Origin of the sequence: Tautonia rosea, from assembly GCF_012958305.1 — a bacterium.
Taxonomy (GTDB): domain Bacteria; phylum Planctomycetota; class Planctomycetia; order Isosphaerales; family Isosphaeraceae; genus Tautonia; species Tautonia rosea.
On the sequence record NZ_JABBYO010000002.1, the window covers coordinates 185,192 to 199,665 of the forward strand.

Consider the following 14,474-nt stretch of genomic DNA (forward strand, 5'->3'; position numbering starts at 1 on the left):
GTAGCGCGGAGGGCTCAAGACGGTCAAACCTGGGCTGACGGAGACTCGTTCAGTCCCGCCTGCTCGGGATTCGCGAAGTAGCGCTTGATGAGCGATTGCGGAGGCTTCGGACTGGCCAGGCTTCCAAGGATTCCCAGGCCGAATGAGGCGATCAGTCCCCAGATCAACGGATGAAGGCCGAACAGATGGATTTCCTCGCTTCGCCAGCTGACATTCAACGCTGCCAGGGGGGCGGCCAGGAGCACGGGAGAGAACAGGATCACCGTCGTGATGAAGCCTGCAGCCATCGCCAGCCAGGCCCCGATGCGGGTCATCCGTTTCCAGTAAATGCCGAGAAAGACAGGTGCGAGGAAGGTCGCCGCAAAGCCGCCGCCGGTCATCACAATGAAATCTTGCAAGAACCGAGGAGGGTTCAGGGCCATCAGGGTCACGAGGATGCCACTGATGGCGGTCGTCGAGTAGCTGATGATCTTGACGGATCGCTCGGAGAGATCGGGGTTGATACTCCTCTGGTAAATATCACGCACCACCGCTGAGCTGATCAGAAGCAAGAAGGAGTCAACCGTTGACATGACCGCCGCGAACGGGGCAGCGATCAAGATTCCCGCCAGCCACCAGGGGGCGACCCGGCTGGCAAGCTGGGGCATGATCTGGTCAGAGCCTGCTGTCAGTTCGGCCGGGTGAATGATCTGCTGCGCGGCAGTAAAGAGGAAGATAATTGGCAGGTAGATACAGCCGAAATAGATGGTGACGGTAAACATTGCGTAGCGCAATGTTTTACTATCTCGAAAGGCCATCAAGCGAACCATGGTTCCTGGTTGGCCCGCGCCGGAGATCGCCCACATGAAGAAGAACGAGATGGCCATGCCGATCGGATGGAACGGGTCGCCGGCTCCTTGACCTTTCTGCTTCAAACCGGGGCCGAAGACCAGATCGCTGCCGGGCCTCAGGTGGTTTGGCGCGTCCATCACGGGAGCGGTCCCGCCGCCTGTCAGATCGGGGTACCGTTCGAGTTTAGGAATTGAGGCCGAAACCCATCTGCTTGCCTCGGGAGAGGCGTTGACCGCCTTGACCACGTCCTGGGCGGTGGCCTGGATGCTGCCCGTCGGGGCAGCCAGGTTGACGTCAATCTGGATGCGGTCCTGCTCGTCTTCAAAAACCTCAACCGTCAGGGGTGGCCCATCGATGTCGAGGGCGACGGCCGGAGGCAGTGTCTTGTGGTGAACGATGACATCGGACCGAGTGTTGCCAAGATACTCGATCGCGTTGTCTTGGGCTGCCAGTCCGACCACCAGGCGGGGAGGACGCTCAGCCAGATCCTTGGTCGCCTTGTTCAATCCGCCTACAGCCATCATCGTAAAGGGAATCAGGATCAAGACGCCGATTCCCATGACGATCCCCTGCATGACGTCGGTCCAGACGACCGCCCGGAAGCCGCCGTAAGCCGTGTAGACAATGACGGTGAATGAAAAGAGCAGCAGGCCGATCACATAACCCGTGTTGGACCCAGCGATGGCGAGCAGTGGCGAAAGCAGCCCGGTTTGCTCCACCCAAGGGACGATTTGATCCCGATAGCCGGGTGTACCTTCAAGGAGAACGTCAAGGATGATCCCCCCGGCCTTGAACTGTGCGATCAGGTTCGTCAGCGTGAAGAAGACGATCACGATCGAGGAGAACAGGCCCAGGCCTGGCGAGGCAAATCGCTCGCGAATCACATCGGGAATGGTGAGCGCGCCGGCCCGTCGGGCGACCTGATTGAGGCGTTTGCCCATCAAGCCCATGGTGACCACGGGCACGATCATGTAGCTGCCGATCCAAAGCGCGACGATCCAGCCGTAGGTATAAACCAACGACGGATAGCCGGTGAAACTCCCCCCGCTGGCACTCGTGGCCGCAAAGGTGAAGGCCAGGGCCCAGACGCCAAGCCCTCGGCTCCCGAGGAAGTATTCCGCCAGGAACGACTTCTTCTGCAATAGGCGGTTGGACAGGATCGCCAGTCCGAAGACTCCGACCATGTAACCGAGGAAGACCAAGCCGGTCGCCAATTCGTGGGTCATGAGCGTCTCAGTCCTCGACGGCCGGATTGACCATCCGTTCGTCCTCGCCCCGGTCTTGCGGTTCGGGGTCGTCGGTCATGTAAACGAAGCAAAACCAGGCGCTGAAGAAAACGCAGAGGATCCAGGGGACGACGATTCCCCAGAAGGCCCAATCGGGAATCCCCAGTCCCAGCGGGGTCGTCAGCGATTCCAGCGTCCGGTCGTGCTGGTCGAGCGTCGGCAGCAGCGCCGAGACCTCTCCCGGCACGCGGTCGTGTCGGGTGTAACCGTTGAGGTAGCAGTACGACACCGACCAGACCATGCAGGCGGCCCAGGCCAGCAAAATGATAAGGGTTTCCCGTTTCGAATCGCGAAAAACGGGGTCGTCGTCCGGTTCGGCCATCGGCGGGCGTTCCTTGTCCTGGATGGGGTCCGGGGCAAGCAGAAGGAGGGTCTTTTAGACCGAACGGGAGAGCGTTCGGCGATTGGTTTCACACTTCTCTCACAACCGGGCCGACGATGCAATGACCTGCCGTCACAAATGATCCGACGACTCAATCGTGCCCAAGGTGCTGTTCGAACCACGAGGCCATCCGACCCAGGATCGCCCGCCGATTTTCCTCTTTTCGGGTCGAATGCCGTTCGTCGGGGATCGGGAATATCTCGAAGGGCTTGTTGGCCCGAATCAATGACGCGATGAATCGGGCAGAGTGTCGGAAGTGAACATTCTCATCGAGCAGGCCGTGGACGAGTAACAACGCGCCCTCCAGTTGACTGGCCTTGTCGAGCACGCTGGATTCGGCATAGCCGTCGGGATTGGTTTCCGGGGTGCCCATGTATCGTTCGGTGTAGCCGGTGTCGTAGCCGTCCCAGTCGGTGACGGGGGCGATCGCTACCCCCGCCTTGAAGGTTTCGGGAGCCAGCAGAAGGCAGCGAATGGTCATGTATCCGCCGTAGCTTCCGCCCGTAATTCCGACCCGTTCCGGATCGGCCTCCGGATAGGCTGCGGCGACGAAGTGGACCCCGTCGACCTGATCTTGGACCTCGACGGTTCCCATTCGACGGTTCAGGGCCGCCTCAAACGCCAAGCCGCGACGCGACGATCCTCGGTTATCGCATTTCCAGACGGCGAACCCACGCGCTGCCAGAAACTGCGCCGTCAGGTCGGCCGTCAGGCCCCAGGAATTCGTGACGCGTTGCACATGGGGGCCTCCGTAGACGAGCACGATCAGAGGTGTTTTCGTCCTTGGGGCAATTCCTTTTGGGGCGTAATAAGCGCCGTAAAGAGTGGTTCCGTCGCGGGTATTGAACTGAGTTCGCTGGGGAGTGACAAGCGTAAGTTGGGCCAGTTGCGGGTCATCACCGGCATCGGCAAGCGTGGCAAGCACCTGGCCGGTACGGTCGCGAAGGGTCGTTACCGGAGGTTGATCGGAGTTTGAGATCGTCACGGCGACCTTCGTCCCGTCGGGTGAGACGACGGCATCGCTGCAGAATCCTCGTCCCTCGGTAAATCGCTCGATAGGCCCTCCATCGAGCGACACTCGATAGAGGTCTCGATCCAAAGGCGACTCCCTCCCGGCCAGAAACCAGACCTCTCGACGCAGGTGGTCAAGGTGGACGACCGCATCGACCGGCCAGGCTCCCGAAGTCAGGGTCCGGAGCGGTTGACCGTAGCGATCGAGTAGCAGGAGATGCTTGAACCCTGATCGCTCGCTCGCCCAGAGGATTTCCCGGGTCCCCGGCACCGTGGTGAGATCATCGTGCAGGTTGACCCAGGATTCGGCGGTTTCTTCGATCAGGATCGAACGCTCCCCTGTTTTTCGATGAATCCGCATCAGGCGGAGGGATTGCTGATCCCTGGACAAGAGTTGCACCAACAGATGATGAGCGTCTTCCCAATTGACTCGGGCCAGATACCACTCCTCGTCCTCGTCGGAGAGTTTGAGCCACTGCGTTTCCCCTCCCGACAAGGAAACGACCCCGAGACGCACGTTTGCATTGGCGGCCCCTGCGAAGGGGTAGCGGTGCGACTCGGTCACAATGTCTGATTCGCCTTGATGGACAATCGTATATTCGGGTATGGCTCGTTCGTCGGTTTCCTGGTAGGCAAGATGGTTGCCGTCCGGTGACCACCAGAAGCCGGTCGATCGTCCAAGTTCTTCTTGGGCGATGAACTCGGCGAGACCAAACGATCTCCCCTCGGTGGCACCTTGCGTCAGTCGGGTTTCGGTTCCGGAGGAGAGGTCAAGAACGAAGAGTTCTCCTTCTCGAACAAATGCGACCCGCTTGCCGTCTGGTGAGAATTTGGGATCAATCTCGGGGGCGTCCGACTCGGTCAATCGTCGAAGCGGCTCAGTTCCTTCCAGAAGATAGAGGTCGCCTTTCAGGGGGAGGATGCTTCGGTCGGACTGCGGAGCACGGACAATCTGGCTGATCCCGGTGTCTCGAAGCCGAAGGCGCTCCCGGCGGAGCGCCTCTTCTTGAGAAACGTTCTCGTCGGTGTTCCCTTCATCGGGCGGCCGGGCGATGACTTGCGGCGTCGTGTTCTCGCTGGCTGAGGCCCTCCAGAGCACCCGAGCGGTTCCGTCTCCTTCGGGCAGGAGATACGAAACGAACCCACTGTCGGCCGAGAAGGCGAGGGCCGTCGGAACCGTGGTGCCGGGCGCCGGATGCTTCGATGCCGCCTCCAGGTCGACCGGGCGCCTGGACCTGACCGGGGGGTCCGCCATTGCGAGCGAAGCGGTCAGAACCAGGGCGGCGAATGCAATCGGTGCGAGCAACGGCGTCATGGGTGAGTCTCGGAAGAGTCGTCCCGCGGATTGGGGCGTGGTTGGTGAGCGTTGGGTCAGCAATCGACCGTTCCCATCGTGATGCGCATGCTTTCCTGTTGGCCTGGTTTCAGGATGCGAAGGCCAGCGTCGATCCCTCGTTGGTGCAGGTTGATCGCGTCGGTGGTCTGGGTGTACGGCTCGATGGCGATGATGTCGTCGCCGAAGGGTGGGGTGAAGACGACGATTTCTCGGAAGGGGATGGCGTCGAAACCGATTCGGAACTCGGCTCCCAGGGCCTCGTCAATCAGTCGGCAGACGACGAATCCTTCAGCGTTGTGCTCCAGACCGGTCAGGACGGCGTCGACCTGAAGCCCCTGCATCGACTTCCCCTGCCGGAAGTCGAGTTCCTCAGGAACAGGACGGACTTCTCCGGTCGGGATCGTTTCATCGAGGACCCATGTCTGAGCGGCCGGGATCACGACCTTCGTGCGAGTCAGGTCGCCTCCGTTTCCGAAGGGCAAACGGAAGTAAGGGTGGAAGCCCAGTCCATAGGGAAGATCACCTTCGGACTCGTTCGCCACGGTGGCGTCTAAGACCAGGGTCCGCCCATAGAGGGCATAGCGGAGGTCAAGGTAGCCTTCGCTTGGCCATCGAGGTTTGCCGCCAGGGAAGGTCTTCGACAGACGATACCGCCCGCTGAGAAAGGCCCCATCCGGCCCCTCGCCGTGGTCGGTCACTTCCCAGTCGGCATCGAGTGCGAAACCGTGAATGGCATGGGGTGGTTTGGTGAGGGGGAGCCGGTACGAAGTTCCCTCCCATTCAAAATGTCCCTGATTGATCCGGTTCGGGAACGGAAACAACACGGGGAAGCCGTGCTTGGCCGGATGTTGAGGGATTCGTTCCCATCCTGGCTCGGCGACGACCAGTGATCGTAACGCACCAGCCGCCGGGAGCTTCAGGTCGAACAGGTTGAACCCACACGACGGCAGGATCGAGGCCGACGCTTCCGATTCTGTGTCGTTCAAGATCCAGACGGTACGGTCACCGCGTTGTTCGGTGCGGACGTGGCAAGCCATCGGGCGGTCCTCCGGTGCGGGCACGAAACTCGGTTCCGAGGCGCACTCGATTCCAACCGCCCAGGCTCGCGTTGGCAAGACGATCGTGGTCAGGTCATTCGAACGAGATCGTCGCGTTTCCCTGACGAAACTGCCGGCGCCAGGTGTTGAGCTGCTCGACGAGCTCTCTCGCATCAAGACCATAGGTGTCGGCCAGACTGACGTCTCGCCGACGCGATCGGCGAACCCAGCGGGGAATCCGAGGGTCATCGCATTCTGCCAGTCGATACCCGACCCAGACATACTTCTGAGGCAGCGGAATCAGCTCGAACCGATCAACCTCCGACCATCGAACCAACCGTTGTCGCAGGGGGGAGCGTTCAATGAATCCGACGGGAGTAAGCTCGATATGGCATCGTGTGCGATCGAGCGATTGCAAACAGTTGATCGATCCGAGCAGGAAGAACCCCGCCCCGAGCGTTGCCGCCACCGAAAACCCTACGATCACCAACTTCATCAAGCATGTCAGACTGAGCAGGGCACAGCCGATCGCGAGCGTGATGAACTTCCCTCGATCGGGGAAGTAGCGAACCACCTCAGAGCCTCGATCCATGAGGAGAATCCTCTTGTGTTGAGCAAGGCGTGTTGACGATGGGAACACGTGAAGGACGATCGGTGGCGATTGAACGCCCATCAAGGGCCAGAATGGGCCGGAGGCACAGACGTTTCGTGGTGCGAAGTGGGGGAGATCGGCTCACCCGTAAGCACGGAATGATAAAAGGATCGTAAGGAATCGGTTGCGGCAGCCCAGCTCCATCGCTCGGCTTCCAACCTCGCATTCTGATGCAGACTTTGGCGAAATGAGGACGATTCAAGCAAGCGCCGGGTGGCTCGGGTCAGGCCGTCGGGATCGGCCGGGTCGAACAGACAGCCGTTGAGGCCATCGGTCACGATGTCAGGGATGCCACCGGCCCTGGCGGCGACGACCGGGCAACCGGCGGCCATGGCTTCCAGTAACACCAGGCCAAGCGTCTCGGTCCGAGAAGGGAAGAGCAGGGCATCGGCAGAAGCGAAGGCGGAGGCCAGGCGTTCTCCCCTGAGATAGCCGATGAAACGAGTCCGGGTTCCCTGAAAATGACGTTTCAGTTTCTCCCGGGCTGGCCCATCGCCAACGAGCGCTAGCGTCGCTTCGGGCATGGCCTTCAGGACGGGGCGAATCTGTTCGATTTCTTTCTCAGCGGCGAGTCGGCCCACGTAAAGCAAGAGCGGCCCGTCCGATTGCCCGCCAGAGAGTTCCTCCCGCATGGCGTCTGACTTCAACTCCGGCCGAAACAGGTCAGTATCGACCGCTCTGGGCCAGAGCGCGAGATTATGAAAGCCTCGGACATTCAGCTCGTCAATCATGGCCGTCGACGTACACAAATTCAGGCGGGCCTTGTTGTGCATGGAACGGATCAGCTTCCAGCAAAGCCCTTCCAGTGCTCCGAGCTTGTAGTGCTTCAGATATTTCGGCACATGAGTGTGATACGATGCCACCAGAGGCCGGTCCCGCTTGATGGCATGGGCGACCCCACAGGCACCAAGCACGGCGGGATTGACCACGTGCACGATGTCCGGCTCGAACTTCACGAGCCTGGTACCGATTTTCTTGCCCGTGATGGCGAGTTTCAGCTCAGGATAGAGGGCAAAGGGGACTGCCGGGACGCCGATCACCCGCGCACCTTCGAATCGCTTCGGGGCACCCGCCGGGGCGATGACGAGCACTTCGTCTCCCGCCCGTTTCAGGTGGGTGATGGTCTGTGTCAGTCGCGTGACGATTCCGTCGATCTTCGGCAGAAACGTCTCGGTGAACAGCGCGATTCGCATGAGATTGGGTCAATGGGGACGGTGGAGAGGGGATCCGTCGATCTCGTGAACATCTCACCGCTGCGCGGAGACAGGGAGCGGTTCATGGTGGGGATTGAGAAGGCTTCGGGTGCCGGACCCGTGCGTGTCCGGTACCCGAAGCGAAACCCGATCGTTAGCTGACCTTCACTCCCGAGGCGAGTTCGGCCGCCCCCGTCTTCCAGGAAACTTTCGGGAGAATCTCCTTCATGTCCACCCGATCGCGATACTTGATGGCGAAGTTCAGGAGAGAGTCGAGTAAGGAATCGGAAAGGTAGTGCGGCTGAAGCCCGAGGTCGAGAAGCTTGGTGTTCTTGGCGTTGTAGTAGTGTTCCTCGCGTTCGACGCGGGGGTTTTCGAAGTGCTCAATGGAGACGTCGAGGCCGAGTTTGGCCCCGGCTTCCTTCACCTTTTCAGCCAGTTCTCCGACTGAGAATTGCTCGGTGAACTGGTTGTAGACGCGGAACTCGCCGGCGTCGGCCGGGTTGTTGCAGGCGATCTCAATGCAGCGGACGGTGTCTCGAATGTCGAGGAAGCCGCGGGTCTGGCCCCCTTTGCCATAGACGGTCAGCGGGTGGCCGATGGCAGCCTGGATGCAGAAGCGGTTCAAGGCGGTACCGAAGACGCCATCATAGTCGAGACGGTTGATGAGGAGTTCATCCATCTCGGTTTCTTCGGTAATCACGCCGTAGACGACACCCTGGTTCAGGTCCGTTGCTCGGAGGCCCCAGATACGGCAGGTGAAGTGGATATTATGGGTGTCGTGAACCTTGCTCAGGTGATAGAACGAGCCGGGTTGTTTGGGATAGGGGAGCGTATCCTTGCGCCCGTTGTGTTCGATCGTGATATACCCTTCCTCGATGTCGATGTTCGGCGTGCCGTATTCGCCCATTGTGCCGAGTTTGACCAAATGGCAATCGGGCACGATGTCGCGCATCGCGAAGAGGATGTTCAAGTTGCCAACGACGTTGTTGACTTGCGTTTCCACCGCCCGCTCGCGGCTGATCATGGAGAATGGAGCCGAGCGCTGCTCGCCGAAGTGAACGATGGACTCGGGCTGGAAGCGGCGGATGGCGTCGGAGAGAAAGGGATAGTCGCAGCAATCGCCGACGAACAGCTCGATTGGCTTGCCGGTCAGCTGTTCCCAGCGTTCGAGGCGCCGCTGGAGCGGAGCAATCGGCGTTAAGGTTTCGATCCGGAGCTGGTTATCCCAGTGCCGACGGATCAAGTTATCGAGGATGGCTACTTCGTGGCCGCGGTTGGCCATGTGCAGCGCAGTGGCCCAACCGCAGTAACCGTCTCCACCGGTGACGAGAACGCGCATGGCGATCGCTCATTCGTTGATCGACGGCCCCGAGGTGCGGCTTCGGAGGGGATGAGCCCGATGCGGCAATGGGTGCCAGTCGTGGTGTAATTGATGACAGGGTCCAGAACATCCAGGGTCGCACTGAGAGGAGCCGTCGGGAATCAGTCTAAAGGTCGGGTCGATTTCGACAGCGTCGGGAGGATGCACGACTGGATCAGAAACGCTGTGACGCCAATGCACAATGCAGTCGTCGAATCACCGTGCAGAAGCACCATGCGAGAGATCGGCTGAGAATCCTGACAAGGGTTGTTCAGGGGATCGAGAACGATGCCTGGAGCGGTCGTTGACTTCCGCCTGAAGCCCTGGACGTCAATGGTAATCGGAGCGAGTCGGAACTCAAACCTTGCAATTCGCAAAAGGATCAGCTTTTCGACTTGGTCTTGGCCGTTCCGGTGCTCTCTGTGCCCTGGAGGATGGCATCAACGGAGCGGAGCAGTTTCTCCATGGCGAACGGCTTCCGAATGTAATCCTTGACGCCGAGAAATTCGGCATACGCTCGGTGTCGACTTCCCTCGTTGCCTGTGATCATGATCGTCGGGATCAGACCTTCGGGGCGGGTGCGAAGCTTTTCGAGAACAAGGAAGCCGCTTTTTCGAGGCATCATCATGTCTAGGATAATCAGGTCCGGTTCTTCCCGTTCGGCTACCGTCAGGCCGGCATTGCCGTCTCGGGCGACGAGGACCCGGTAGCCCTTACCCTCGAGGACTGTCCGCATCGAGTCGATAATCTCGGGGTCGTCGTCCACCAGAAGAATCGTCTTGTGGGCGGTTACGGGCATCGTCAATTGGGCTCCGTCGAGAGAAGAAACGCTTCACCGCCCGGAAGCGAGGCACGGTGAACGATCATCCCATGATAGACGTTCCGGTCGATGCCGGGCAAGGTTGCGGGGGGGTGGGAGTTCGTCTTGGGGTCCGTTAAGATCGAAGCCTTCGACTCATCCCGGCCAGAAACCGCGATGCTGAGGAAGGCCGGGGACACCTCCTTTTTCTTTCGCGTGATCGAGGCTAAGGCGTTCCATGCATCAGGTTGCGAGGTCACGGGCCATCGCCCGAGCGCTGGTGATCGGGCTGTTCGTTTCGGTGAGTTGGGCTGGTGCAGGGAGCAGGTTGGCCGTTGCAGGCGACACCGACTCCTTGGAGCAGACCGTCGCTCCCCCCTCGGACGAGCCGACCCGAGCCATCGCCGGATTCCGGATCCCTGATGGTGCCTCGATCCGCCCCTGGGCGGCTGAGCCGTTGCTGGCCAACCCGGTGGCCTTTGCGGTGGATGACCAGGGACGGGTGTACGTCGCCGAGACCTTCCGCCTCCATGAGGGGGTGACCGACAACCGCAGTCATATGTACTGGCTCGACGACGATCTGGCCCTGACGACCGTCGAAGGCCGCGTGGCGATGTACCGCAAACACTTCGACGAGGCGACCTTCCAGAGCTACGGCGTCGCCACCGATCGGCTTCGTCTGGTCGTCGATTCCGACGGCGACGGCGTGGCCGACACCTCGACCGTGTTCGCCGACGGATTTGACGACGTGGCCGCGGGCATCGGCGCGGGGGTGATCGCCCGAGACGGCGACGTCTGGTACACTTGCATCCCCGACCTCTGGAAGCTCCGCGACACGACAGGCGATGGAGTTGCCGATGTCCGCGAATCACTCCACACGGGTTACGGCGTCCACGTCGCCTTCCTCGGCCACGACCTGCACGGCCTGGTCTTCGGACCGGACGGGAAGCTCTACTTCTCGATCGGCGACCGAGGCCTGAACGTCGAAACGAAGGAAGGCACACGGCTCGAACTGCCACATACTGGGGCCGTCCTGCGATGTGATCCGGACGGCTCCAACCTGGAGATCTTCGCGACCGGCCTGCGCAACCCGCAGGAGCTGGCCTTCGACCGTTTCGGCAATCTGTTCACCGTGGACAACAACAGCGATGGCGGCGACCAGGCCCGACTGATCGACATCGTCGAAGGCGGTGACAGCGGCTGGCACATGGGCTGGCAATACCTCACCGAGCCGGTCGCCCGCGGCCCCTGGAACTCGGAGAATCTTTGGAAGCCCCAGTCGGAGGGAAACGACGCAGCCTACCTCCTTCCCCCCCTTGCAAATTTCAGCGACGGTCCTTCGGGGCTCGCCTTCAACCCCGGAGTCGCCGGCCTTCCAGGACGCTACGACGACCACTTCTTCCTGGCCGATTTCCGCGGGACTCCCGGCAACAGCGGTGTTCGATCGTTTGCGGTCGAAGCCAACGGCGCGAGCTTCAAACCCGTTGATCAGCACCAGTTCCTCTGGTCGATTCTTGCCACCGACGTCGATTTCCCGCCTTCGGGAGGTATGTACGTTAGTGACTGGATCGAAGGCTGGGGCCAGCCTGGAAAAGGGCGGATTTACCATCTGACCTTTGACGACGCGGACGAGGCGGTGACTGCTGCGGTCGCTTCATTGCTGACCGATGGGTTTGACGGGCGAGCGACGGACGAGTTGATCGCCTTGCTCGGCCATTCCGATCAGCGTGTCCGGCAGCGGGCGCAATTCGCCTTGGCGAGCCGAGGGACCGACGTGATCAAGGCGCTTGAGATCCCCGCCGTCTCCGGAGACGAGATGACCCGGTTACATGCCGTCTGGGCACTCGGGCAGCTTGGCTGGAAGTCACCCTCGGCGCTAACTGTGGTCGCCGGTCGCTTGGAGGATCATTCCGAGCACCTCCGAGGGCAGGCGGCCCGAGTGCTGGGCGACGCCCGGTTCTCGGCCGCCGCCGGCGCGCTGACCGCCCTTCTTGACGACCAATCGCTCCGCGTGCGAATGTTCGCCGCGATTGCCCTGGGCAAGATCGGAGCAACCGAGGCGGTCCCGGCCCTCGCCGCGATGCTTGGAGAGAATGCCGACCGCGACCCGTATCTCCGCCACGCCGGTGTCATGGGCCTCCTCGGCGCCGCGGGGGATGAGCAACTCGATCGCCTGGCAACGGACGATTCGACCGCCGTCCGGCTAGCGACCTTGCTGGTCTACCGTCGCGAGCACGACCCGAAGGTCGCCCGGTTCCTCGCTGACCCTGAGCCCCGGCTCGTCCTGGAGGCGGCCCGAGCGATCAACGATTCCCCAATCGAGAGCGCGACGACAAAGCTGGCAGCCCTGGATTTGACCCCCGAGATGCCTTTGCCGTTGCTTCGACGGGTCCTGAACGCGAACCTGAAGGTCGGCGGGCCAGAGGCGGCCGGGCAGATCGCCCGGATCGCGGCGAACGGCGCGATTCCGGAGCCGATCCGCGTCGAAGCGCTGAACATCCTGGCCGACTGGGCCAATCCGAGCGGACGCGACCGAGTCGTTGGTCTCTGGCGTCCTGTGCCGAGCCGATCGCCAGAAGCGGCGGCCGATGCGATCCGGCCGATTGTAGCGGAATTGCTTGAGGCGGGGACGGATCAGATCCGGTTGGCTTCTGCCGAAACAGTTGCCTCGCTCAACATCACGGAGGCGGGGCCGGCGCTGTTCGATCTGTTTGCGAACACTCAGATCGGAGCCGAGGCCCGAGTCGAGGCGATCCGAGCCATGGAAGCGATTGGCGATTCGCGGCTTGTCGACGTTGCCCGCCGATCGACGAGCGATCCCGAAGCCCTGGTGCGCACCGAAGGCTTGCGGTTGCTCTCGGGCCTGGACCCCGACGAAGCGCTCCCGATCCTGGAGTCGGTGTTGGAGCAAGGGACGATGACGGAGCGTCAGGGGGCCTTCGAGACACTCGGCACCCTGGAATCGGAACGGGCCGATCACGTGCTCGCCTCCTGGCTTGACCGCTACTTGGCTGGAGAGGTCCCCGGTGAGATCCAGCTTGAGTTGATCGAGGCGGCCGAAAAGCGATTGGCCGAAGGTATCCGGGAGCGGCTTGCCCAGGTTGAAGCCTCGCGACCGGAGGACGATCCCCTGGCACCCTATCGCGAGACGCTGCTCGGGGGGGATGCTCGGCGAGGCCGTCAGATTTTCTTCGAGCGAACCGAGGCTCAGTGTCTGCGATGCCACGCGATCGACGGGCAGGGGGGAGAGGTCGGTCCTGTGCTCTCGGACATCGGGGCCAGGCAGGATCGCACCTACATCCTCGAATCGATCGTTGCCCCGGACGCTCGCATTGCCGAGGGGTTCGAATCGTTGGTGATTGCGACAACCGAAGGTCAGGTTCTGACCGGAATTGTCAAGGACGATTCGAATGATTCCATTACCTTGATGGATGCCGACGGTAAGACACTGACTCTTGCCAAGGCGCAGATCGAGGAGAGTCAACGCGGAATTTCCGCGATGCCGGTTGACCTGCTCAAGTATCTCTCGAAACGAGATCTCCGCGATCTGGTCGAGTACCTCGCCCGTCGTACCCGGACGGAACCGCTTGTCCGCCAGGGCCACGGTCGTTAGTCGACCATCTGGACTGGCATACGGAATGCCTGCAATCTCTTGCCTGAGGGATGTTCGCCGATGAATGCAGATCGAAGTCGGAGTCCTATCTACCCCCCCCCCACACTGGATCGAACGTTATGCACAGGTTGATTGACGGATTGCATCGTTTCCGAGAAAGTGTCTTTCCCGATCGGAAAGCGTTCTTCGAAACGCTGGCAAGTGGGCAAGATCCGGACTTTCTGTTCATCACCTGCTGTGACTCTCGCGTGCAGCCCGAGGTGGTGTTGCAGGCCAATCCGGGGGATCTGTTCATTCTTCGGAATATCGGCAATCTTGTGCCGCCTCACGGCGCGGACAACAGTGTTGAGGCGGCGGTCGAGTACTCAATCCGGGTGCTCGGCGTCAAACACATCATTGTTTGCGGCCATTCCCATTGCGGAGCCATGGAAGCTGTCTTGAATCCGGAGCACCTTTCCACATTACCTTCGGTGGCCCGGTGGCTTCAGTACGCCGATTCGACCCGGCAGATCATCCAGGAAAATTACGGTGACCTGGAAGGTGAGGCGAAACTGGACGCTGCGATCGAGATCAATGTCTTGGTGCAACTCGAACATTTGATGACACTTCCCAGCGTAGCCCCTCGCCTGATGCGCGGCGAGGTGAACTTGCATGGATGGGTCTATCGGTTCGAGACGGGCGAACTCTCGGCCTACGACCCGGAAGCGAATCACTTCGTCGAGGTCGAGAAGGCTCATCTTCCTTCCATCCGCCCCGTCCACTCGACACCCGCCTCACCCAGATGAGGTTCGGTCGTTCCTGATACGCGAGGTGTGAGGTAGCAGAACGCGATCGGTGTGAACGAATTTCGGCTGAACTTGGTTGTTGATGAACCGATCGGAACCTAGGGTTGGAGGGGCAGTTGAAGAGGTTGCGTTTGCCGAAGTATCGGAATTGTTAACGGCAATAGAAGCCTCGTCCCAGACGACGGA

10 protein-coding genes are annotated in these 14,474 nt (G+C 61.0%); 2 read left to right on the forward strand and 8 right to left on the reverse strand.

Annotated features, from left to right (window positions below):
* Positions 1 to 23: 23 nt before the first annotated feature.
* The 8 genes from HG800_RS03510 to HG800_RS03545 form a co-directional block, all read right to left on the reverse strand.
* On the reverse strand, positions 24 to 2,057 hold the full coding sequence (locus HG800_RS03510; protein WP_169973828.1) for a sodium/pantothenate symporter: 2,034 nt from the start codon (positions 2,055 to 2,057) through the stop codon (positions 24 to 26).
* A gap of 7 nt (positions 2,058 to 2,064) precedes the next feature.
* Positions 2,065 to 2,439 carry a hypothetical protein gene (locus HG800_RS03515; protein WP_169973830.1) on the reverse strand — a complete coding sequence of 125 codons (375 nt, stop codon included), beginning with the start codon at positions 2,437 to 2,439 and terminating at the stop codon, positions 2,065 to 2,067.
* A 151-nt stretch (positions 2,440 to 2,590) separates the two neighbouring features.
* A complete protein-coding gene (locus HG800_RS03520) occupies positions 2,591 to 4,825 on the reverse strand; it encodes a S9 family peptidase (protein ID WP_235963230.1) in 2,235 nt (744 codons plus the stop codon).
* A 56-nt stretch (positions 4,826 to 4,881) separates the two neighbouring features.
* The gene (locus tag HG800_RS03525) at positions 4,882 to 5,883 is read right to left on the reverse strand and encodes an aldose 1-epimerase (RefSeq protein ID WP_169973832.1); all 1,002 of its coding nucleotides are present in this window, start codon (positions 5,881 to 5,883) and stop codon (positions 4,882 to 4,884) included.
* A 94-nt stretch (positions 5,884 to 5,977) separates the two neighbouring features.
* Positions 5,978 to 6,475, reverse strand: coding sequence for a hypothetical protein (locus HG800_RS03530; RefSeq protein WP_169973834.1), 498 nt, complete (start codon positions 6,473 to 6,475; stop codon positions 5,978 to 5,980).
* Positions 6,476 to 6,555: 80 nt separating this feature from the next.
* Entirely contained in the window at positions 6,556 to 7,728 is a 1,173-nt protein-coding gene (locus tag HG800_RS03535) for a glycosyltransferase family 4 protein (protein WP_169973836.1), read from the reverse strand.
* Positions 7,729 to 7,882: 154 nt separating this feature from the next.
* Positions 7,883 to 9,070, reverse strand: a complete 1,188-nt coding sequence (locus tag HG800_RS03540; RefSeq protein ID WP_169973838.1) for an NAD-dependent epimerase/dehydratase family protein — start codon at positions 9,068 to 9,070, stop codon at positions 7,883 to 7,885.
* A 403-nt stretch (positions 9,071 to 9,473) separates the two neighbouring features.
* Positions 9,474 to 9,890, reverse strand: coding sequence for a response regulator transcription factor (locus HG800_RS03545; RefSeq protein WP_169973840.1), 417 nt, complete (start codon positions 9,888 to 9,890; stop codon positions 9,474 to 9,476).
* A gap of 238 nt (positions 9,891 to 10,128) precedes the next feature.
* On the opposite strand from HG800_RS03545, the gene HG800_RS03550 reads away from it, so the two are divergent.
* Both HG800_RS03550 and HG800_RS03555 read left to right on the forward strand, forming a co-directional pair.
* Complete coding sequence (locus HG800_RS03550) at positions 10,129 to 13,503, forward strand: PVC-type heme-binding CxxCH protein (protein WP_169973842.1); 3,375 nt, start codon at positions 10,129 to 10,131, stop codon at positions 13,501 to 13,503.
* Positions 13,504 to 13,622: 119 nt separating this feature from the next.
* The gene (locus tag HG800_RS03555; RefSeq protein WP_169973844.1) at positions 13,623 to 14,288 is read left to right on the forward strand and encodes a carbonic anhydrase; all 666 of its coding nucleotides are present in this window, start codon (positions 13,623 to 13,625) and stop codon (positions 14,286 to 14,288) included.
* Positions 14,289 to 14,474 lie beyond the last annotated feature (186 nt).